The sequence below is a fragment of the Parabacteroides sp. AF17-28 genome, from assembly GCF_003479205.1.
Lineage (GTDB): Bacteria > Bacteroidota > Bacteroidia > Bacteroidales > Tannerellaceae > Parabacteroides > Parabacteroides acidifaciens.
Genome location: NZ_QUGV01000001.1, coordinates 91727 through 114458, shown reverse-complemented (window position 1 = coordinate 114458; position 22732 = coordinate 91727). Strand labels below are relative to the sequence as shown.

Here is a 22732-nt window from a genome sequence, read left to right as displayed (position 1 = left end):
CGTTTCTATTTATCTTATAGCGTGTTTGAGTTTATCAGGGTCCTGGCGGCAATCGAAGATACAGGCGACAACAACTGTCTTGTTCTGTATGTAGTATATAATTTTATAGTGAGAACTGATTATATAACGATATTCCTTGCTTTTTGTCGCCAACAAAGGTTCGACTGTTCCGATTTGGGGCATGAGAAGTAATCGTTGTGCTTCCCGCTGGATAGAGGTCACGATGTTCCTTGCTATTTGTGCAGACGCCTCTTTTCTATAGTATCGGATTATGGCTTTTATTTCTTCTTTGGCCATTTTAGACCAGATTAGGCGCGTCATCGAAACCATGTCTCTATTTCCTTAGAAAGTTCTTCATCTGTAATATATTCCCCTCTTTCAACCTGAGCCGTAGCTTCCCTGACCTTCTCAATCATCTCTTCCTTAGAATGGATGACACAAGGGCGCGGGGTCTCTTTCCTGGGCGTCACTTTCTTGACATATTTCTTAATCTTTTCCAATACTTCCATATCCTCGATTTCATCCAGATAATCGCGGATAAAGTTCTGTTTCCATTGTTGTAGTTCCATTGCTGTCATTGTTGGACTCCTTTCTTATATATGATGCTCCAAAGGTATGCATTTTGACTGGTATAAAAAAGAAGAGGAGCGATACTTCACAGCATACTCCCCTTGCAAACACAAAACAATCAACAAAAAACTACTGTCTGAATAATAAAAAGAGGGGCGGAGATATGGTACCGCCCCTTATCGACTTATCTGATAAATAATAGCTCTCTGTATTTCGGCAATGTCCAGATCTGATCGTCTACAACCAGTTCCAGCTTGTCGATATGGTAGCGGATCGTTTCCAGCATCGGAACGATATTGTCGTGGTAGGCGATCGCCTTCTCGCGTTCGTTCTCGATCTTGTTGGCAACCTTGCGGGCTTCGATCATCTCGTCTACCTTCTCTTTGATGAAGTTAGTCCGGTGGGCGATGTCTTCGATGATCTCCAGGTTACGGGAAGAGAGAATGGCGGCCTTGTCGGCAGGGAAGAGGTCTTTCATCTTGTAAACGTTGTCGATCAGGGAAGTCTGGTAGGTCGTAGCGGTCGGGATGATATGGTTCATCGCGATGTCGCCCAGGACACGCGCTTCGATCTGAATCTTCTTTGTGTAGGTCTCCCACTTCACTTCGTTGCGGGCTTCCAGCTCCTTGCGGGTCATGACGCCTGTCGATTCGAACATCTTGATGCTACTTTCCTTCAGGTAGTTGTCGAAGATAACCGGCACGCTTGTCTCGCAATCCAGGCCGCGACGGGCAGCTTCGGCTTTCCATTCGTCGCTGTAACCGTTGCCGTCGAAATGGATGGCTTTACATTCTTTGATATCCTTGCGGATCACTTCGAGGATGGCGGCGAATGTCTCCTTGCCGTCGGCGATCTTAGCGTCTACTTCAGCCTTGAAGAGTTTCAACTGTTCGGCTACGGCAGCGTTCAGGACAAGCATAGCGGATGCACAGTTGGCTTCCGAACCTACGGCGCGGAACTCGAAACGGTTTCCGGTGAAGGCGAAGGGAGAAGTACGGTTACGGTCCGTATTGTCGATGAACAATTCGGGGATGCGGGCGACATCCAGCTTCAGGCCTTGTTTGCCTGCCAGCATCAGGTTCTCCGGTTCGCTCTTCTCGAGATGTTCCAGCACTTCGGATATCTGTGCACCGAGGAAGCTGGAGATAATTGCGGGAGGCGCTTCGTTCGCTCCCAGACGGTGGGCGTTGGTCGCACTCGAGATGCTGGCTTTCAGCAATCCGTTGTGGCGGTAAACAGCCATGAGGACATTCACGATAAAGGTGATGAAACGGAGGTTGTCTTCCGGCGTCTTGCCCGGTGCCATCAGCAGGATGCCGGTGTCGGTACCCAACGACCAGTTGTTGTGTTTACCCGAACCGTTCACACCCTTGAAAGGTTTTTCATGCAGCAGGACACGGAAACCGTGTTTGCGGCTTATCTTGCGCATCAGAGCCATGACCAGCAGGTTATGGTCGTTCGCCAAGTTACATTCCTCATAGATAGGAGCCAACTCGAACTGGTTCGGCGCCACCTCATTGTGGCGTGTCTTCAATGGAATACCTAACTTGAGCGCCTCTATTTCCAGGTCCTTCATGAACTCCATGACGCGGGTCGGGATCGCACCGAAGTAGTGGTCTTCCAACTGCTGGTTCTTCGAACTCTCGTGTCCCATCAGCGTACGTCCTGTCAGCAACAGGTCGGGACGGGCGGCGTAGAGGCCTTCGTCTACGAGGAAGTATTCCTGTTCCCAACCTAAGTAGGAATAGACCTTCTTTACATCCGGATTGAAATAGTGGCAGACTTCCGTGGCTGCCTTATTAACCGCTTCGAGTGATTTCAGCAAAGGCACTTTATAGTCCAGCGATTCACCTGTGTAAGCGATAAAGATAGTCGGAATACAAAGCGTGTCACCCACGATGAACGCAGGAGAAGAAGGGTCCCAGGCCGAGTAGCCGCGTGCTTCGAACGTGTTACGGATACCGCCGTTCGGGAAACTGGATGCATCCGGTTCCTGCTGCACTAACAGCTTGCCGGAAAACTCTTCGACCATGCCGCCTTTGCCGTCGTGCTCAACGAAGGCGTCGTGCTTTTCGGCTGTGCCCTCGGTCAGCGGGTGGAACCAGTGGGTATAGTGGGTAGCACCCATTTCGATCGCCCACTTCTTCATACCGGCTGCTACGGCATCGGCCGTTTCGCGGTCCAGCGGCGCACCGTTGTCGATACAGTCCGTGATCCGTTCGTATGCTTTCTCGGGAAGATATTTGAACATCTTCGCACGGTTGAATACGTTCTGCCCGAAATAGTCGGACGGACGTTCGGCTGGCGCCGGTACTTCTGCAGCCCGTTTCTTGAAGGCTGACTCTACAACTCTGAATCTTAACTTTGACATAATACTTGATTTTATAGTAATTGTTTATTCATTATTTATCCGGTGGTAACCTTGCTGCTATAATAATATGATATTGTTCTGTTTGCATTCCTCAATCTGTTCCTCCGGCCAGATGGAAGCCTGCACTTCGCCGATATGGGCTTTGCGGAGGAAGAACATGCAGAGGCGGCTTTGTCCGATACCTCCGCCGATGGAGAGCGGCAGGCGGTCTTCGAGCAACGCTTTGTGGAACTCCAGCTCCTTGCGTTCGGGACAACCGCAGATGTCGAGCTGGCGTACCAGCGCATCCTTGTCTACGCGGATTCCCATCGACGAAAGCTCGAAGGCGCATTGCAGCACGTCGTTCCAGAGGATGATATCCCCGTTCAGGCCGTTGAAGCCGTCGGAGTTTACGCTGCTCCAGTCGTCATAGTCCGGGGCGCGTCCGTCGTGCTTCTCACCATTGGCCAGTTCGCCGCCGATACCGATGATGAAGATCGCGCCGAACTTTTCGGCCGCCTTCGTCTCGCGTTCACGCGGGCTGATGCCGGGATACATGCTGAGCAGTTCCTCGGCGTGGATGAACGTGATGTCGTCGGGGAGGGTAGGTGTGATGTGAGGATAATAGTCATAGACCATCACCTCGATTTCTTTCAGTAGGGAGTAGATGCTGCGCACCGTCTTCTTCAGATAATCCAGATTGCGGTCTGCCGGGCGTATGGTCCGTTCCCAGTCCCATTGGTCTACATAGAGGGAATGCAGGTTGTCCAGGTCTTCGTCGCCCCGGATGGCATTCATGTCGGTGTACAGTCCGTAGCCGGCCGGGATGCGGTAGGAGGCGAGCTTCATCCGTTTCCATTTGGCGAGCGAGTGGACCACTTCGGCCATGCGGTCGCCCATACAATGGATCGGGAATCGGACGGGGCGTTCGACACCGTTCAGGTCATCATTGATACCTGTGCCCGAGAGGACGAACAGGGGAGCCGTCACGCGGCGCAGGTTAAGCGCCTTCGTCAGCTTCTCCTGGAAGGTGGTTTTCAACATGCGTATAGCCTGTTCCGTTGTCTCAGGCGTCAGCGTTTGCTTGTAATCTTTAGGAATGATAAGTGACATAATCTATATAGTTTTAAATGTTGATTGTAATCTTATTATAAAATGTCGTTTTGCTTTTGTGTTTTAGAGAGAGGATGTTTTGACACATCCTCCCCACTTCCATATCAGCTATTGTAAGCCGTTTCACCATGTTCGTAAATGTCCAGACCTTCTTCCTCTACACGTGCCGGAACGCGGAGTCCGTGAACCATGTCAAGTCCTTTGAACACTACAAAGCCCATTCCGGCAGCCCAGCAGCCTACAACGACGGCACCGAACAGCTGTGCCCCCAGGAAGTTCGCACTGCCACTGTAGAAAAGCCCTTCTTCGGTAGCTAAAAAGCCGGTCAGTATGGTTCCGAGGCATCCGCAGACACCGTGTACGGAGGAGGCACCGACAGGGTCGTCGATCTTCAGCACATGGTCGATAAAATCGACAGCGAATATCATCACCGTCCCGCAGATAGCTCCGATAATGGCAGCTCCCATCGGTGACACCAGGTCGCAACCGGCAGTGATGCCGACTAGGCCAGCCAGTACGCCGTTGAGCGTCAGTGAAAGGGACGGTTTCTTATACTTGAACCAGGCGACCAGCAATGAGAATATACCTCCCGCACAAGCTGCCAGGTTGGTTGTCAGGAAGACGTGGGAGATAGCCGTACGGTTACCTTCGCCCGACGCTGCCAACTGTGAGCCGGGGTTGAAACCAAACCAGCCGAACCAGAGGATGAAGACACCCAGGCTGGCAAGCGCCAGGTTATGTCCCGGTATGGCACGCGATTTCTTGTCTTTATCATATTTCCCGATACGCGGGCCGAGGATGGCCGCACCCACCAGGGCGATCCAGCCGCCTACGGAGTGTACGACGGTCGATCCGGCAAAGTCGTGGAACGTCGTGCCGAATGTATTCATCATAAATGAGCCTTCATCTCCGTTCATCAACCAGCCGCCACCCCAGGTCCAATGCCCGCTGACGGGGTAAATGATCACACTGATCAGGATCGTATAGGCCAGGTACATGGAGAACTTCGTCCGCTCGGCCATGGCGCCCGAAACGATTGTCGAAGCTGTTGCGCAGAACACCGTCTGGAACACCAGGAACCCTGCGACGGGAAGCTCCGTATCATAGAAGCTGAAGTTGAACAGGTGGGGCATCCCGATGAATCCTCCCGTCCCGAACATGAAGCCGAAACCTACGGCCCAGAAGAGCAACGAACCCATCATAAAGTCGAGCAGGTTCTTCATCATAATATTAGCCGTATTCTTCGTACGGGTGAAACCGGCTTCCACAAGGGCGAATCCCGGCTGCATGAAAAACACTAACATGGCTGCAAGCAGCATCCACACGGTATCGAGCGATAGGGCTAAGTCTGTAATCGTATATGTTGTATCCATTGTAAATAATAGTTTAATTGATTAATATGCCAATGTGCCAATGGAGATAGAGTTTGTTGCCGTTAATTGGCACATTTAGCGAAGCGCCACATTGTCTATTGGCACATTATTATTTATTTCTCCTGTTCGGCATTGTAGAGCGCGATGTCGCCCCGCTCGCCTGTACGGATGCGGATGGAATCTTCCACCGGGATGACGAAGATGCGCCCGTCGCCGATCTCGCCCGTCTGGGCCGCCTTGATAATGGCTTTGACAGTCTTCTCGACATTCTTGTCACGCACTACGATCGAGATGAGTATGCGTTCGATGTAGCTCGTGTCATAGACGACGCCACGATAGATACGCCCCTGGCGCGCTTTGCCGACGCCTCTCACGTCGTAGTATGAGAACCATTCTATATCTGCTTCGAGAAGCGCTTCTTTCACTTCTTCAAACTTGGTCTTGCGAATTATTGCTTCAATCTTTTTCATAACCTAATGTTTTATTAGAGAAAAGGAGTATAGAAAGCCTGCCTTTGTAGCAAGGAATGGTTGCGGTATAACATTCTATAAAATCAATAAACAGGCGGGGCTTTCTATAAGCTCCTTTTCTTTTTGTGATAACCAATATGTCTGTTTTTGTTTCCTTACAGGGATATCCCGAATACCAGGAATACGTTGTCATGTTCCGGGGCTGCAATCACCTGTGTGAATACCGGTAGCGAGAACGAGTCTGAGAACTTAATCTCTTTGCTTGCTTTAAGAGAGATGCTGTTCAGACCGAAACCGTCGCTGTACTGGCTTTTGTAGGGCGAGATACCGACAGCGGGTTGGAAACTGATGCCCCAGACATTGACGTCGTACGCTGCTTCGAAGTACGAAGAGTAGTAACGGTCGCCATCCTCGGGGTTCTTGTCGCCGCCTGCGAACATCGTGCTCCAGGTCAGGCTCAAGGGGAATTTCTCGCCGAAGTTGTATCCGATTGTCCCTTCAAAATAGTGGTCCGTGCTGTAACGTCCGTAGCGGGCGCCTTCGCCTGACCACCAGTAGTCGGTGACTGCTATACTGAATCCTCCGATTCCGTATCCTAATGTGAGGTCGAATTCCTTTGCTTTCGTCTCATCCGAAGATGAGGAGAAATCCGTGGAGCCCCACGCCGTGAGAGATAACCCCGCATACGACATGCTGAGGCTGGGCTGGATGGCGGGTCCTGTCTGATACATTCCCCTCCATACATAGCTGCTGACGAGGTCGGCAGCCGGCGCAATTTCAAACTTCTTCTCTTCCTGTGCAAAGACTGAGAAAGACATAAGTAGAGCCGTAGCGGACAAAACTGTCCGCTTGAAAGTAATTGTTTTCATCATGTTCTTCCTGTGTGATAACCGTTAAACACTTTGCCTCTGCTTCCTTGCTATCAGGATATATCAGGGGGAGGTTTGCGCGGTTTCCCCCTCTTGCATCGACAGTTAATTTAGAGCAACCACTTCTTCAGCCTGGCCATGGCCTCCAACGTGTCGTCTCTGTCTCCGAAAGCGGTGAGGCGGAGATAACCCTCACCACTGGGCCCGAACCCCACACCGGGGGTCCCTACTATATACGTTTCATAAAGTAGCTTGTCAAAGAACTTCCAGGATGTCAGGCCGGCTGGTGTCTTCAGCCAGATGTAAGGGGCGTTCTCGCCGCCGTACACCCTGAGGCCGCAACTCTGGAGGCTTTCTCTCATAATCCGGGCATTGGTCATATAGTAATCGATTGTCTTCTTCACCTGCTCTTTCCCTTCCGGGGTGTAGATGGCTTCCGCACCGCGCTGGGTGATGTAGCTCGTGCCGTTGAACTTCGTGCACTGGCGGCGGTTCCACATCCGGTTTAACGGAACCCGTTCGCCGGCCAGCGTAAAGGCGTTCAACTCTTTCGGTACGACCGTGTAACCGCAACGGACACCGGTGAAGCCGGCCGTCTTCGAGAAACTGCGGAATTCGATCGCCACCTTCTTGGCCCCTTTGATCTCGTAGATCGAGTGGGGGATATCAGGGTCCTGTATGTAGGCTTCGTAAGCCGAGTCGTACATAATCAGGCAATCGTTGGCAAGTGCATAGTTGACCCATTTCTTCAACTCCTCTTTCGAGAGCGTCGTTCCCGTCGGATTGTTCGGGTAGCAGAGGTAGATGATGTCTACGCGGCGGCTGGGCAGTTCCGGGATGAAGTTGTTGGCCTCCGTGCAGGGGATGTACACCACGTCGCTCCATTTTCCGTCTTCCAGTACGCCGGTCCGTCCGCTCATCACGTTCGAGTCGATGTAGACCGGGTAGACCGGGTCTGTCACTCCGATGCTGTTATCGTGGCGAAGCATATCGCCTATGTTTCCGCAGTCGCTTTTGGCGCCGTCGCTGACGAACACTTCGCTGGGTTCGAGGAAGACGCCGCGGCTGGCGTAATCGTTCTTGATGATGGCATCTATCAGAAACGGATAGCCTTGCTCAGGTCCGTATCCGTGAAATGTATCCTTGCCCGCCATATCTTCGACTGCCTTGTGCATCGCTTCGATAACGGCAGGGGCTAATGGTTGTGTCACATCGCCGATACCCATGCGGATAATCTTTTCTTTCGGATGTGTCACTTTGAAACTGTTTACCTTCTTTGCAATGTCAGAGAACAGGTAGTTGTTTTGCAGTTTCAGGAAATGTTCATTAATCAGTGCCATACTTCAATCTGTTGTTTTGTGTTTATATTTCCAATTCGCCCTCGAAGACCTTTACCGCTCCGCCGGTCATGTAGACCTTGCCGGAGCCTTCGTCCCACCGGATGGTAAGAGGGCCTCCATCCATGACGACTTTTGTTGTTCGTTCGGTCCTGCCGTGCACCATGCAGGCCACGGCTGTTGCACATGCTCCGGTCCCGCAAGCCTGGGTGATTCCGGAACCCCGTTCCCATACCCGCATCCTCACTTCGTCTGGACTTAATATCTGAACAAACTCAACGTTGGTACGGTTCGGGAATAACGGATGATTCTCCAGCAGAGGTCCGACTGCCGGAAGATCTATCTGGGTGATATCGTCTACAAAGATGACAAGATGCGGGTTGCCCATCGAAACGACCGTTCCGGTGTAGAATTTACCTCCGGCCTCTATTTCAAGAGCTGTTTCCCCTATAGCGGGGGCGCCCATATCGACGGTGACTTCGGTGACTTCTTCGTGTGAACCGTCTGCTGTCTTTTGGGTGGTCAGCTGCAATTCCTTGATACCGGATAATGTCTCTAAGGTGACGGTTTTCTTATCTGTCAGTCCCTTTTCATAGACATATTTGCCGATACATCGGGATGCATTTCCACACATCAGGGCTTCCGAGCCGTCTGCATTAAAGATGCGCATGCTGAAATCGGCAATTTCCGAGGCTCCAATCAGAACTAATCCGTCCGAACCGATCCCGGTGTGCGGAGCGCTCCATTTGATGGAGAGTTCTTCCGGGTTCTCAATCGGGAAATCCATTGAGTTTACGTATATGTAGTCGTTTCCGGCTCCGTGCATCTTGGTGAACTTGATTAATTCTGTCATTTTACCGCTTTTCTTTTGTTTATTGTATCTTTTTGTTTTGTTACTATGCAAATATACGACGTTTTGATATATTATATCTATAAAGTATGTCCGGATGTATAAAAAATATGTTACAGGTGACAGATTGATCTTTGATAGATATGTTTTGGTTATAATTCGTAATGATAATACCTGGTTTGTGTTAGAAATTGTAAGTTTGTCCTTCTTAAAAAGGTGTCCCAGGCCGGGACGACCGCTTTCAAGATGTAAAGTAGTCGTCCCAACCTGGGACAGTCGCTTTTGAGGTTTGAAGTTGCCGTCCCAACTTGGGAAGGTCGCTTTTAAGGTGTAAAGTGCTCGTCCCGGCTTGGGACGGTCGCTTTTAAGGTGTAAAGCTGCCGTCCCGGTTTGGGACGGTCGCTTTTAGGGTGTAAAGTCGTCGGCGCGGCTTGCGCCAGTCGCTTTTAAGGTGTAAAGTAGTCGGCGCGGCTTGCGCCGGTCACTTTCGAGGTGTAAAGTTGTTGGCGCAGCTTGCGCCGGGCATTTTTACTTCTGGAATATCTCCGGATATTTATTGATGAAGTAGACCGGCGTACAACTCCATGCATGGCAATAGCTGTTGATAACAAAGAAGCCGTAGGGCGAAAGGTAGTCGTTGTTCGGGTCATATACTTCCCAGAAAGTATCGGCGCCGCGTTTGACCATGCTTCCCCAGTAGTCGGTAATCAGGTTGCGGGCCTCCTGCGGCATACCGCATTGCAGGAGGGCTTCTATTACATAATGATAGGCATAGGGGCAGCCGGGATAGCAGGCGTCCGGCATCGACATGACGGTTGCCATCGCCTTGGCTCCCTCTTTCTTGCTCAGGGTGTTCGACAGGATCATCCACACTTGCGACAGGTAAGACACTTGCCGGTCTTTACCGCTGACCATCACGCCGAGCTTCTTGTCGTAGAAATGCCGGCGGGCAGCTTTTTGCATCTTGCCGGCTGTTGTCAACCATTCGCCGGCTTCCTTCTCCTTTCCCAATCGTTTTGCCAACTCATAACTATGTTGCAGGGCAAAGATCGTTAATCCTTGCATAGACGCCTGGCGGTCATAGCCGTCTTTCCAGTCGAACACCAGCCAGTACTGCGGCTTCTTGTCCATGTCATAAATCCAATCCGGTGAAAACTGGCGGAGCGCCAATTCGATCTGGCGGACAGCGACGGGCCAGAGGTCTGCGGCCGTTTCCGTATCTCCCGTCTCTTTCAGGTATTCCAGAAGGGCTACATTATATATAAGGCAATAATCCAGCGTATGAGTGCCGTATTGCGGATGGGGCTGCGGTTTCTCCAACAGCGTTGCGTGCAGCAAACCTTCGTCGTTGGCAAAGGCGGCAAGCAGATACAGGCAATGCTTCGTCAGTTCGTGGTTCTTGAATGTATAGGCATTAGCCAACGCTTCCAGGTAGAGGTCGCCGATCCAGAGGCGGCGGTCGCGTTTCGGCCCGTCCTCATAAACGGTCTGCATACATTCTTTCAAGGTATTCAACCCTACTTTATAAATATCCTGTATGATCGGTTCTGTAGTGGAGGCTAAAGCCGGCGCTTCGTTGGTGACCGACGTTTGTGTTTTGAATGTCAACTTATCGAATACGAAGTCGAAGCTGCCGGATATGCCTAACAGTTCGATTTTCAGATACCGGCCTGACAGGCGGCGTGGGATTGTCATTTCGTGAGGCACACTCGTGATCGTTACGATTTCATCCTGTACCCAGGAGCGCGCCAGTCCGCCTTTGTAGGGTTCGAGCGGGGTATTCAATTCTCCCGGTACTTCGGCAAGCGTGAATTTCAGTCGGACGGGGGCATCGGCGGCAACCAATCCGAAAGGCTTGATGGAGAAGGTCAGAAATCCGGTGTAATGGTTCCCGAAGTCCAACGTGATACTCGGATGCTTCTTAAAGGGTTCGTTGAACAGGATGTCCGTACTTCCGGCATCTTCCATCCGCCAGCCCTGAAAGGCTTTTGCATCCTGCACGGAACGGACGGTTTTCACGGGCGAGATCGTTTGGTAGCTCAACTCCGGCTTGCAGGCTTCTGCTTTCCGGAGCCATTCTTTACTGTTGCTGAAGTACGCACTTTGCGCCAGGCTGGTCGATCCCAGCGTGAGGAGGGCAAGCCCTGCGATTAAAAAAAATCTCTTCATTTTTGTATGGTCTAAATATATTAGTATGCGATTTCTATTCCATGTGCATGAAATGCATCAAATGTAGTAAAAAACGGTTATTTTTGCTTCAGATAAATTGCAAAATCATGAAATACGAAAGCAACAATTTTCAGTTTGAGGCAGAGATGCCTTGGGAACCGGCCGGCGAAGGCGTCACCCGGCAAATTATGGCGCATAACGACGATCTGATGATGGTCAAAGTGAAATTTGAAACAGGAGCAGTCGGCACGCCGCACACACATCCGCATTCACAGGCCACTTATGTGGCGAGCGGTGTCTTTGAGTTTACAACGGATGGCGAGACAAAGACCGTCCGTCCCGGTGACGGTGTATATATGAAGCCCGGCATCTTGCATGGCTGCAAATGCCTGGAAGCCGGCGTGGTGATCGATACGTTTAGTCCGGTGAGGGAAGATTTTCTTTAAAGGATTTTTTTCATCTGTGTCTTGGCGGGCTGCTTGTCCCGCCATCTCACTGCATCTTTCCTGTCTGTATCTCGTTTTTTAAAAAGTCATATATGTATAGTGAACTTTGGTAATATAGATGTGTGTTTACATCTTCCAGTTTAGCATAAGTGTCGGAATTATATATAGTACGTAAAGCTGTGTCAGCATCCATTCCATGCCGTTCCATTAACAGCAGGGTAAGATCTTTCGTTATACCTTCAATCATATATTCTATTTCTTTCTCGTTCATACTCGTTTAAGTTTAGAAATTGCTGCTATGGTTCCGAAGAAATACTGTATTGTTATTCCTTTCATATAGGTTAGCTTTTTGACAAGGGTTTCCAAATCTATAATTTCATCTATATATCGACGCAATTGGAAACCTACACGGTCATTAGCAATAGGGCCTATCACGATGTCATAATCATGAATTGAAGTTGAAGTGAAATTATTCCTGTTAGCCAATATAAAAAGAGCCCATTCTTCGGAATAAGCATCAAATGATTTTACTTTCAATTCACCGGATGATAAGAACGAAGTATCGAATTCGAAAGCATATACGATAATTTCACCTTCTCCTTGTTGGTCGATTTTCGCTTTAGCCATATCAATGGCTTGCTGTTTATCAGAGGTTAGGTAGAAACCTTTTCCAAAGTCTTTGTTAGGTTTAGACTTTGACAGGTCAATTTGCTCGAAAGGTTTATTTGTGCCGTGATAAAGTATCATAGAACGAGTGCCCCTCCCTGGCGGTGACAAAAGTCTGTAATATGTTTTACCACATCTCTAAAAGAAAATGTATGTTCTACTCCATAGTGATTCGTAATAAATTCCAGTCCTTTGTATCTTTCGATGTAATTGAATGCCTGTTTCTTTTTTAATGAATGGGCTTTTGCAAATTCAGATACGCAAGCGATTAAGAATTCAACTTTATCTGTTATGGGGTAACTTGTATTCATCTTATTTACTATTTTGCGGTTACAGTTACAAAGATAGATAAATAAATGATATAAAACACGTAGGAGAATACGGACTTAATGAAATGCTTTTGTATCCTTCTACGTGTTATATGGTTGCCTGCTTCAATCAATACGCCGCCTCGTGTACCCCCTTTATTGCGCGGCCGCTGGGTTCGTTTTTGTTTTGGAAGGCGGCGTCCCAGGCGAGGGCTTCGGCGGTGGAGCAGGCGACGCTCGGTACGCTCGGCACGCTGCGGGCGGCGCTTTCGCTGGGGAAATGCTCTTCGAAAATCGTGCGGTAGTAGTATTCCTCTTTGTTCTGCGGCGGGTTGATGGGGAAACGTTTAGCAGCGTTTGCCATTTCTTCGTCGCTGACGGCTTCGGAGGTGATCTTTTTCAGCGTGTCGATCCAGTTGTAGCCGACACCGTCGGAGAACTGTTCCTTCTGCCGCCAGGCGATTTCCGGGGGAAGCATATCGGCGAAGGCTTCGCGGAGGATCTTCTTCTCGATTACGTTGCCCGGACACATCTTGGCATCGGGGTTCAGGCGCATGGCGACATCTAAGAACTCTTTGTCCAGGAAAGGAACACGGCCTTCCACTCCCCATGCACACAAGCTCTTGTTGGCCCGTAGACAATCATACATATAGAGTTTGCTTAGCTTGCGGACGGTTTCTTCGTGGAAGGTCTTGGCATCCGGGGCCTTGTGGAAGTAGAGGTAACCGCCGAATACTTCGTCGGCCCCTTCACCGCTCAACACCATTTTGATACCCATCGATTTGATGACACGCGATATCAGGTACATCGGCGTAGAGGCGCGGACGGTTGTCACGTCGTAGGTTTCGATATAGTAGATCACGTCGCGGATAGCGTCGAGGCCTTCCTCAATCGTATAGTTTATCTCGTGATGGACAGTGCCGATATAATCAGCCACTTTCTTGGCTGCCACCAGATCAGGCGCTCCCTTGAGACCGATAGCGAAGGAGTGCAGTTGAGGCCACCACGCATCTGCTTTCCCTCCGGTCTCGATGCGCTTGGCTGCATATTTTTTTGCTATAGCTGAGGTAATGGACGAATCCAACCCGCCGGAAAGGAGGACACCGTAGGGGACGTCACTCATCAGCTGTCGTTGTACGGCGGCTTCGAGGGCGTCGTGCAACTCCTGTACGCTGGCGGGATTGTCCTTGACGTTGTCATACTCTAACCAGTCGCGGACATACCAGCGGGTGAAGTCTTTGTCACGGCTGTAGAAGTAATGTCCCGGAGGAAACTGGTCGTATGTCGTGGCAAACCCTTCGAGCCCTTTCAGTTCGGAGGAGACAAGCAGATGCCCTTCATCGTCGTGGCCGATATATAAGGGGATGACGCCGATCGGGTCGCGTGCGATCAGGTAGCAGTCGTTCTCTTCGTCGTAGAGGGCGAAGCCGAAGATGCCGCTCAGCATTTCCACGCACTTCACACCGTACTTGCGGTAGAGGGCGAGGATCACTTCACAGTCGCTTCCCGTCTGGAATTCATATTCGTCTTTCAGTTGTTCGCGGAGTTCGCGATGATTGTATATTTCTCCGTTTACGGTCAGGATCAGTTTGCCGTCTTTGCTCTTCAGCGGCTGTCCGCCGGATGCGGGATCGACGATCGACAGGCGTTCGTGGGCAAGGATTGCGGTCCGGCCCTGATAGATACCGCTCCAGTCTGGACCGCGATGACGGATGCGTTTACTCATTTTCAGGGCTTGCTGGCGGAGCTGGTCGGCGCCGCTGCGGATATTGAAGATTGCTGTAATGCCACACATGGTAATTGAAAATTGATAATTGAAAATTGAAAATTATTTGTCTCTTAAATATGTGTCGATTGCTTTTGCTGCTTGACGGCCGGAGGCCATGGCGCGGACGACGAGGCTGGCACCGCTGACGGCATCGCCACAGGCGAAGATGTTTGTGCCGGCAACGCGGTTTGTAGCAGGGTCGACTGCGATGTTCTTGCGACCATCGACGGCGAGGGAAAGTTCCTTTATGAGCCCTTCCTGTTCGGGATGGACGAAGCCCATGGCAAGGAAGACCTGGTCAGCTTCGATTACCTCCGTACGGCCGGTCTTGCGCATTTCCGGGCGACCGCCGTCCTTGGCTGGCAGCCATTCCACTTCTTCGACTTCCACACCTTTCAGGATGTTCTTGTCGCCGATGAAGCGGACGGAGGCGAGGTTCCAACGGCGCGTGCAACCCTCTTCGTGGCTGCTGCTCGTCTTCAGCACCTGCGGATACATAGGCCAGGGCGTCTCCGGATTGTGTCCGACGGGCGGTTGGGGCATGATCTCGATCTGCGTCACGCTGGCCGCACCGTGGCGGTTGGCTGTCCCGACGCAGTCGCTACCCGTGTCGCCGCCACCGATCACAAGGACTTTCTTGCCTTTGCAATTGATGACGCTCTTCGGCGGGATCGCGATGCCTTCCAACAGGCGGTTCTGCTGCGCCAGTAGTTCGAGGGCGAAATGGACGCCCTTCAGGTTACGCCCTTCGATCGGCAGGTCGCGGGGCACTTCGGCTCCGATGGCGACGCAGACGGCATCGAACGTCGAGGCTATCTCTTTGGCCGACACTTCACTGCCGACCAGCGTATTGACTTTGAAGACGACCCCTTCCTGCTCCATCAGGCGGATGCGGCGGTCGATGATGTTCTTTCCTAACTTGAAGTTCGGAATACCGAAGCGGAGCAGGCCGCCCGGTAACTCGTATTTCTCGAAGACCGTCACTTCATAGCCGCGTCGGTTCAATTGGTTAGCTGCCGCCAGTCCGGCAGGGCCGCTGCCGATCACCGCCACCCGCTTGCCGTTGCGGACGGGCTGTACGGGGCGGATGAATCCTTCGCGGAAAGCGACTTCCACGATAGCGGCTTCGTTCTCGCGGATCGTGACAGGTTCGTCGCACGAGAGTTTCAGCACGCAGCTTTTCTCGCAAAGGGCGGGACAGATACGTCCGGTAAACTCGGGGAAGTCGCACGTCTGTTCGAGTACGCGGTAGGCTTCGCGCCATTTTCCTCGGTACAGCAGGTCTTGCCATTCCGGCTGCTTGTTGCCTAACGGGCAGGCCCAGTGGCAGAAAGGTACGCCGCAATCCATGCAGCGCGAAGCCTGTGTGCGGCGGTCGCTGCTGTTCAGCGTTTGTTCTACTTCGCTATAATCGTCGATGCGTTCGTGAACGGGACGATAGCCGGCTTCTTGCCGGTGTATGGTGAGGAATGCTTTTGGATTTCCCATTGTTGTTGTCTTTGTTTAATGAATTATCTTATCTATATTTATCTGGGGGGTGTGTCAAAACTGTCCTGTTCCCGCGCTTGACGCGGGATCGCATTAAAACCGACCGTATAAACAACTGCTTGATGAGGCCTGTTCTTCTGCGGCCCCGCGTCAAGCGCGGGGACAAGGGACTTTTGACACATTCTCCCCCTCTTCATTGCATGTCAATAATCACGCTGCATCTCTTCGATTTTCTGTTGCAACTTCTTCATCTGTTCCTCCTGCAGTACTTTCTTGTATTCGATCGGGACGACCTGGATGAATTCATCGACGTATTTCTCCCAGTTATCCAGCATCTTGCCTGCCAGGTGGCTGCCTGTGAAGTGGTAATGCTTGCGGATCAGTTCGTGCAGCTCCTTGCGTGTGGTGCTGTCTTCGATCAGCGAGAGTTCGACCATCTCCATGTTACAGTAATAGTCGAAGTCGCCCTTACGATTCCAGACGTAGGCCACACCGCCACTCATACCGGCGGCAAAGTTACGTCCCGTTTCGCCGAGGACGACCACGCGGCCGCCCGTCATATATTCGCAACAGTGGTCGCCGACTCCTTCGACGACAGCGATCGCGCCGGAGTTACGCACGCAGAAGCGTTCGCCCACGCATCCGTTGATATAGACTTCGCCGCTCGTAGCCCCGTACATCCCGGTGTTTCCGGCGATCGTATTGTTCTCGGCTATAAAAGTCGAACGGACCGGAGGCATCACACTGATACGTCCCCCGCTCAAGCCTTTGCCTAAGTAGTCGTTCGCTTCCCCTTCGAGGCGGAAGTTGACGCCGTGCGCAAGGAAGGCGCCGAAGCTCTGTCCGGCTGATCCTTTGAACTTAATGTTGAGCGTATGTTCCGGGAGTCCGGCGTTTCCATAGCGTTTGGCTATTTCGCCGGAGAGCATGGCGCCTACCGAGCGGTCGGTGTTGGCTATGGCATAATCCAGGGAAATCTCGTGTTGATGCTCGATAGCAGGCATGGCGTGCCGGATGATGTCGCGGTCCTTCACGTTGTCGATCAGGTGTACCTGCGCCGTCGTGTGGCGGATCGCGTTCGCGGCGGCCTGCTGCGGCATATAGAGCAGTTTCGAGAAATCCAACAGTGCGTATTTACCGGACGCAGATGACACAGATGACGCAGACGGACGCAGATTATTATTTGAAGACAAAAAGTCTGCGTTCGTCTGCGTGCTCTGCGTAGTCTGCGTCCCTTTTCTCTCAAGCAAGTCCGTTCGTCCAATGATGTCGTCGAGCTTCGTGAAGCCCATTTCGGCCAGGTATTCCCGGACCTCTTCGGCGAGGAAGGTGAAGAAGTTCACGAGGTATTCATAGCGGCCGTGGAAGCGTTTGCGCAGTTCCTCGTTTTGCGTGGCGACGCCTACCGGGCAGGTATTCATGTGGCATTTGCGCATCATGACGCAACCCAGTACGATCAGGGCGGAGGTGGCGAAGCCGTATTCTTCGGCTCCGAGCATGGCCATGAGGACGATGTCGCGGCCCGTCTTCAACTGTCCGTCGGTTTGCAGGCGGACTTGTCCACGAAGGTTGTTGATGACAAGCGTCTGTTGTGTCTCGCTCAGTCCCAGTTCGGGCGGCAGTCCGGCATAGCGGATCGAACTCATGGGCGATGCCCCCGTTCCGCCTTCCGCACCGGAGATAATGATACGGTCTGCCTTTGCCTTCGCCACACCGGCGGCAATCGTGCCGACACCACTTTCGGATACTAACTTGACGCTTATCTCGGCATGCGGGTTGACGTTCTTCAGGTCGAAGATGAGTTGTGCCAGGTCCTCGATCGAGTAGATATCGTGATGGGGAGGAGGCGAGATCAGGGAGATGCCCGGAATGGAGTGGCGTGTCTTTGCGATCACGTCGTTCACCTTGAAGCCCGGCAGCTGTCCGCCTTCACCCGGCTTGGCACCCTGGGCGACCTTGATCTGTATTTCGTCGGCATTCACCAGGTATTCGGCTGTCACGCCGAAACGTCCCGAAGCCACCTGCTTGATGGCGGAGCGGAGCGAGAGGCCGTCTTCGCGGGGGGCGAAGCGGGCGGCGTCTTCACCACCTTCCCCGGTGTTGCTGCGGCCGTGTATCTTATTCATCGCCATTGCCATTGTCTCGTGCGCCTCTTTGCTGATAGAGCCGAAGCTCATGGCACCTGTGACGAAACGCTTCATGATTTCGCCGGCCGGTTCCACCTGGTCGAGCGGGATGGACTTGCCGCGGCGGAAAGTCAGGAAGTCGCGGAGGAAGATCGGGGCTTCCTTGTCGTCGATCAGGTGTGTGTATTCTTTAAACTTCTTGTAGCTGCCCAAGCGGGTAGAGAGTTGCAGGGCGGAGATCGTTTCCGGGTTCCAGGCGTGCTTCTCGCCGTCTTTGCGGTAGCTGTAGATGCCTTTGTGTTCGAGTATCGTGTCCACCGTGTCGCCGAAGGCCTGATGGTGGAGGGCGATCGCGTCGGCGGCGATTTCCTGCAGGCGGATACCGCCTACGCTGCTGGCCGTCCCGCCGAAGTAGGTGTTCACTAACTCGTTAGAGAGGCCGATCGCTTCGAACAGTTTGGCTCCGCGATAGCTGCGGATCGTGCTGATACCCATTTTGCTGATCACTTTGAACAGGCCTTTGCAGAGCGCTTTGATATAGTTCTTGCGGGCCATTTCATAGTTGAGCTGTATCTCCTGCCGGTCGACCATGTCTTTCAGGATGGCGAACGACATATAGGGGTTGATCGCACTTGCCCCGTAGCCCAACAGCAAGGCGGCGTGCATCACCTCGCGCATCTCGCCGGTCTCTACGACAAGAGCCGTCTGGACGCGTTTCTGGACGGAGATCAGGTGGTGGTGTACGGCGCTGACGGCCAGGAGCGAGGGAATGGGCGCATGTGTCGCATCCACATTCTTGTCGCTCAGGATGATGTAGTTTACGCCGTCAATGACCGACTGTTCGGCCTGTTTACAGAGTTGGTCCAGGGCGGCTTTCAACCCTTCACTGCCCTGTGCTGTTTCGAACAGCATCGGGAGCTTGACGGACTTGAAGCCTTTATAGCGGATATTGCAAAGAATATCCAGTTGTGTGTTTGTCAGTATCGGATGGGGGAGGCATACCATTTTGCAATGGGCCTCGTCCGGAGTCAGGATATTGCTTCCTACGGCGCCGATATACTCCGTCAGGCTCATCACCAACTCTTCGCGGAGCGGGTCGATCGGCGGGTTCGTCACCTGTGCGAACTGCTGGCGGAAGTAGTTGAAGAGGATCTGCGGACGGTCGGAGAGGACAGCTAACGGCGTGTCGTTACCCATCGAGCCGACCGGTTCGGCGCTGCCCGTACACATCGGAGTGATGATCCGCTCGATGTCCTCGCGGCTGTAGCCGAAGGTGCGCAGCATCTTGTCGTATTCCGGAACCGTATGCGGCACGCGGCGGCCGGACTTCAGTTCATCCAGTTCCACGCGGTTGTTTGCTAACCAGACGCGGTAAGGCTGTGCGTCGGCGAGTTGCTTTTTCAGTTCGCCGTCATAATAGATCTTGCCCTCTTCGGTGTCGACCAGCAGGATCTTACCCGGTTGCAGGCGTCCTTTCTCCTGTATCTCTCCCGGTTCGAAGTCCATGACACCCACTTCGGATGCCACGACCATCATGCCGTTTTTGGTAATCAGGTAGCGTGCGGGGCGCAGGCCGTTACGGTCGAGCATTCCTCCGGCATACCGTCCGTCACTGAAAAGCAGCGCGGCAGGACCGTCCCAAGGTTCCATCAGGATAGAATGGTATTCGTAGAAGGCTTTCAGGTCTTCCGATATCGGGTTCTTCTCGTTGAAGCTCTCCGGAACCAGCATCGCCATTGCATGCGGCAGGCTCATACCGGAAGCCACGAAAAATTCCAGCACATTGTCTAATGAGGCACTGTCGCTCATGCCCGGCTGGATGATCGGGCGTATCTCGTCGATATTCGGGATGCGGGGGGAAGAAAGAACGCTTTCCCGCGCTTCCATCCAACCTCTGTTCCCGCGTATCGTGTTGATCTCCCCATTGTGTGCCAACAACCGGAACGGCTGTGCGAGGCTCCACGTCGGAAATGTATTCGTGCTGAAGCGGGAGTGTACCAGTGCCAGTCCGCTTGTCAGGTAATGATTGGTCAGGTCCGGGAAGTAGTGACGCAGTTGCATCGACTCCAGCATTCCTTTATATATAATGCTTTTTGTGGAGAGTGATGCTACATAGAAATCCCTCTTACCGGGGATGTCGGAATCCGCCACCCGTTTCTCGATCCGTTTGCGGATGATGTAGAGTTTCAGTTCCAATGCCTCCTGGTCGTCGCATCCGGTGATGAACACCTGTTTGATGTCCGGTTCCGTCTCCTGTGCATCTTTTCCCAGGATGTCCGTGTTGACGGGAACTTTGCGGAGGTGCATCAAGGTAAGTCCTTCCTTCTCGATCTCCTCGATCATGATACTCAGGATCGAAGACCGCTGTGCTTCGTCTTTCGGAAAGAAGACCAGTCCTGTTCCGTACTTGCCCTTTTCGGGTACGGGAATACCTTGTAATAAGATAAATTCGTGAGGAATTTGCAGCAGAATACCTGCACCGTCACCGGTCTTGTTATCTGCACCCTCTGCACCGCGGTGCCGCATGTTTTCTAATACCTTAAGGGCAGACTCGATAATGTCATGCGATTTACCACCGTGGATATTAACGACCAGCCCTACGCCGCAAGCGTCATGTTCGTTGGCAGGGTCGTATAATCCTTGCTTGTTGTTCAAATGGCTTCTTTCTTTCATCATTTGTTGACCTTATGTTTGTGTAATACTTGTTTTGTCTGTCAAAATGTTTGACAAAGATAGGTGTTTGTTTCAAAATGTAATACGCGTAAGTAAGTTTTAAGAAAGTCTTTTTGGATTGGAAAGCTGTCTGCTTTCTGATTGAAAGTAAACTTTGTGTTTAGGTGATAAATTGTAACAGTATTCTTGCTATTTTCTTTAAAAGTGAAAGATGTGTTAGGCTGTTTATTCTGTTTTTCGTATATTTGGGGAAACTAATCAATCTATCAGCATTATGGATATACTTCCTTGTTCGGTTCCGGTTGCTGTGCCGTTGTCACACAAGCGGTTATTGAAAATGCAAGAGGAGGCAGGCGTACCTTTATCGGCTTCTTCGATCCCTCCGTACGTCCCTATTTTGAACCGGATATTCTCAGTTTTATGATACCGATGTCCCGGTTCCGGGAAATGTACGCTACGATGAGGAGCAGTTGCCTGTTCGATACGCATGCCTGGAAAAAAATAAAAGAAAGAATGGAGTCTACACCTGTAACACCAGAATAAAACGGCATCCTTTTTTATATTCGGCATCTATGGAAAGCGTGCCGTTCATCTTGCCGGCAATCAGGGAGCAGAGTGGCAGTCCTAATCCGTCACCGTCAGCCAGGTCTTTGATTTCAGAGAAAGGCTTGAAGAGGCTTTCCTGTTTTTCGGCAGGGATGCCCGGGCCGTTATCGGTGACGATGAACTGGCAGATGTGTGCTCCTTTCTTCTTGAATTCGAGCTTGATTTTGCCGGATGTCGTGTAGATCGCCGCGTTTTTCAGGAGATGAAGCAGGATACGTTCCAACTGTTCGGCATTGGTTTTTATTTCGATCTGAGGAACATCCGTTACGACTTCTACTTCAGGGCGTATATCTTCTTTTACCTTTTCCATCACCTTCTTGCAGAAAGTGCTGACGCTGAAAGATTGTACCTCGTATGTTTCCAGCATCGAGTTTTCAAGGGCGGAAAGCTCCTGTATATGGACCCCGAACTGTTTCAGGGCGTCGATACGGGTCTGTATGGCTTTAGCCTGTCCGGAGGCGGCAGGTTGTAATCCGGCTACGGATTCGTCCATTTTATTTAGCGTCGGTTCCATCTGGGCCGAGATGCTTTGGATAAATCCGGTCTGCTGTTCGCTGTGCTCGGTGATCGTATGGATAATCTTTTTGAGTTTCCTGTTGAGGATGACGAAACGCAAAACCAGGAATGCCAGGAATGCCAGTGCCGCAATCAGAATGGCTGCGAGTGTACAAAGTCCGGCAATTATATATTGTTTACTGGCTAACTTGCCGTCTTTTTCCTGTATGGTTTGCAGGCTGTCGTCGTATTTCTGTTGCAGGGCGCCCAATTCGTCTTCGGCAGTAAGCGCTTTTACCGAGTCGGTCCATACCATATATTTTTCGTATGTCTGCTCCATCAGCGGGATGTTGTTGCTTTTGCGTGCAATCGAGATCAGGTTTTTATAGCATTCGCTGACTTTTCCGTATTCCTTCTTCTCCCGGTACTGGCTGATGAGTTTATTGAATGCGGCGTCCCCCTCGGCGTTCTGCCCGAAGGTATAATAATAGTCCGCTTTTGTGTACAACAGGTTTTCGGACAGCCCGGGGCTGCCGGATTCACTGGTCAAGTTGTCCAACGTGTTTAACTGGAGTTGTGCTTGCGCCGCATTTCTCAGCTTGATATACATTTGCAGGCGTTCTTTTGTGATCAGGAAGCGCAGGTCATAGAGCTTTTTTTGTCCGGCCTGCTCTTCGTTTGCCACTATCTGGCTCATCTGCCGGCAAAGATCGAATGCTTCCTGATAGTAGTTTTCCCTGTAATAGAGGGAAGCGGCTTGTGTCCCGCATTCGACTGCTTGTGTGTACTTGCCTTCATTTGCCAACCCTTTATAGGCTTGGATAAAAAGGTAGCGGGCTTTCGTGTAGTCCTTCTTTTCCAGACTACTTTGTGCTTGTTGCATCCATTCTTCCGCTTTGTTTTGTGCCTGAGGGGTAGCACAAAAACTGATCATGAGGGTGATAATAATGTATGAAATTCTCATAAGTGAAATTTTAACGTTAGGCAAATATATACATTCTTTGATTATAAAGGTATGAAAAGCAAATGATTTTTGAAATATAAAAGCAAAGCCC

18 protein-coding genes and 1 pseudogene are annotated in these 22732 nt (G+C 51.5%); 2 read left to right on the top strand and 17 right to left on the bottom strand.

What is annotated here, in order from left to right:
- Positions 1 to 9: 9 nt before the first annotated feature.
- The 10 genes from DWW90_RS00595 to DWW90_RS00550 form a co-directional block, all read right to left on the bottom strand.
- Complete coding sequence (locus DWW90_RS00595) at positions 10 to 297, bottom strand: type II toxin-antitoxin system RelE/ParE family toxin (protein ID WP_233547615.1); 288 nt, start codon at positions 295 to 297, stop codon at positions 10 to 12.
- A gap of 20 nt (positions 298 to 317) precedes the next feature.
- The gene (locus DWW90_RS00590; protein WP_233547614.1) at positions 318 to 569 is read right to left on the bottom strand and encodes a hypothetical protein; all 252 of its coding nucleotides are present in this window, start codon (positions 567 to 569) and stop codon (positions 318 to 320) included.
- A gap of 185 nt (positions 570 to 754) precedes the next feature.
- Positions 755 to 2941: a glutamine synthetase III gene (locus tag DWW90_RS00585; RefSeq protein ID WP_122343601.1), complete on the bottom strand. Its 2187-nt coding sequence runs from the start codon at positions 2939 to 2941 to the stop codon at positions 755 to 757.
- 57 nt (positions 2942 to 2998) lie between these two features.
- Entirely contained in the window at positions 2999 to 4033 is a 1035-nt protein-coding gene (gene asnA, locus DWW90_RS00580) for an aspartate--ammonia ligase (RefSeq protein WP_122343600.1), read from the bottom strand.
- A gap of 104 nt (positions 4034 to 4137) precedes the next feature.
- Positions 4138 to 5406, bottom strand: a complete 1269-nt coding sequence (locus DWW90_RS00575; protein WP_122343599.1) for an ammonium transporter — start codon at positions 5404 to 5406, stop codon at positions 4138 to 4140.
- Positions 5407 to 5519: 113 nt separating this feature from the next.
- Positions 5520 to 5876 carry a P-II family nitrogen regulator gene (locus DWW90_RS00570; RefSeq protein WP_122331964.1) on the bottom strand — a complete coding sequence of 119 codons (357 nt, stop codon included), beginning with the start codon at positions 5874 to 5876 and terminating at the stop codon, positions 5520 to 5522.
- A 155-nt stretch (positions 5877 to 6031) separates the two neighbouring features.
- Complete coding sequence (locus DWW90_RS00565) at positions 6032 to 6748, bottom strand: hypothetical protein (RefSeq protein ID WP_233547613.1); 717 nt, start codon at positions 6746 to 6748, stop codon at positions 6032 to 6034.
- Positions 6749 to 6855: 107 nt separating this feature from the next.
- A complete protein-coding gene (locus tag DWW90_RS00560; RefSeq protein ID WP_122343598.1) occupies positions 6856 to 8085 on the bottom strand; it encodes an LL-diaminopimelate aminotransferase in 1230 nt (409 codons plus the stop codon).
- Positions 8086 to 8107: 22 nt separating this feature from the next.
- Positions 8108 to 8935, bottom strand: coding sequence for a diaminopimelate epimerase (gene dapF / locus DWW90_RS00555; protein ID WP_122343727.1), 828 nt, complete (start codon positions 8933 to 8935; stop codon positions 8108 to 8110).
- 525 nt (positions 8936 to 9460) lie between these two features.
- Entirely contained in the window at positions 9461 to 11101 is a 1641-nt protein-coding gene (locus DWW90_RS00550; protein ID WP_122343597.1) for a family 78 glycoside hydrolase catalytic domain, read from the bottom strand.
- 107 nt (positions 11102 to 11208) lie between these two features.
- Between DWW90_RS00550 and DWW90_RS00545 the strand changes: the two genes are divergently transcribed.
- Positions 11209 to 11547: a cupin domain-containing protein gene (locus DWW90_RS00545; protein WP_115499801.1), complete on the top strand. Its 339-nt coding sequence runs from the start codon at positions 11209 to 11211 to the stop codon at positions 11545 to 11547.
- A 46-nt stretch (positions 11548 to 11593) separates the two neighbouring features.
- Here DWW90_RS00545 and DWW90_RS00540 read toward each other — a convergent pair whose 3' ends face one another.
- The 6 genes from DWW90_RS00540 to gltB all read right to left on the bottom strand — a co-directional run bounded on the left by DWW90_RS00540 (position 11594) and on the right by gltB (position 20579).
- Entirely contained in the window at positions 11594 to 11818 is a 225-nt protein-coding gene (locus tag DWW90_RS00540; protein ID WP_122343596.1) for a hypothetical protein, read from the bottom strand.
- Positions 11815 to 12294, bottom strand: coding sequence for a DUF3990 domain-containing protein (locus tag DWW90_RS00535; protein WP_122343595.1), 480 nt, complete (start codon positions 12292 to 12294; stop codon positions 11815 to 11817). Before DWW90_RS00535 ends, DWW90_RS00540 begins: the two co-directional genes overlap by 4 nt.
- Positions 12291 to 12524, bottom strand: coding sequence for a DUF3791 domain-containing protein (locus DWW90_RS00530; protein WP_122343594.1), 234 nt, complete (start codon positions 12522 to 12524; stop codon positions 12291 to 12293). The genes DWW90_RS00535 and DWW90_RS00530 overlap by 4 nt, the downstream gene beginning before the upstream one ends.
- A gap of 127 nt (positions 12525 to 12651) precedes the next feature.
- Positions 12652 to 14316, bottom strand: a complete 1665-nt coding sequence (gene asnB / locus DWW90_RS00525; RefSeq protein WP_122343593.1) for an asparagine synthase B — start codon at positions 14314 to 14316, stop codon at positions 12652 to 12654.
- A gap of 33 nt (positions 14317 to 14349) precedes the next feature.
- Positions 14350 to 15777, bottom strand: a complete 1428-nt coding sequence (locus DWW90_RS00520) for a glutamate synthase subunit beta (RefSeq protein WP_122343592.1) — start codon at positions 15775 to 15777, stop codon at positions 14350 to 14352.
- A 203-nt stretch (positions 15778 to 15980) separates the two neighbouring features.
- The gene (gene gltB / locus DWW90_RS00515; protein ID WP_199662152.1) at positions 15981 to 20579 is read right to left on the bottom strand and encodes a glutamate synthase large subunit; all 4599 of its coding nucleotides are present in this window, start codon (positions 20577 to 20579) and stop codon (positions 15981 to 15983) included.
- A gap of 282 nt (positions 20580 to 20861) precedes the next feature.
- Here gltB and DWW90_RS00510 point away from each other — a divergent pair.
- Positions 20862 to 21119, top strand: a pseudogene (locus tag DWW90_RS00510) (hypothetical protein); the annotation flags it as partial.
- Here the strand turns inward: DWW90_RS00510 and DWW90_RS00505 are convergent.
- Positions 21097 to 22641: a HAMP domain-containing sensor histidine kinase gene (locus DWW90_RS00505; protein ID WP_122343591.1), complete on the bottom strand. Its 1545-nt coding sequence runs from the start codon at positions 22639 to 22641 to the stop codon at positions 21097 to 21099. The pseudogene DWW90_RS00510 and the gene DWW90_RS00505 overlap by 23 nt on opposite strands.
- Between the last annotated feature and the right edge of the window lie 91 nt (positions 22642 to 22732).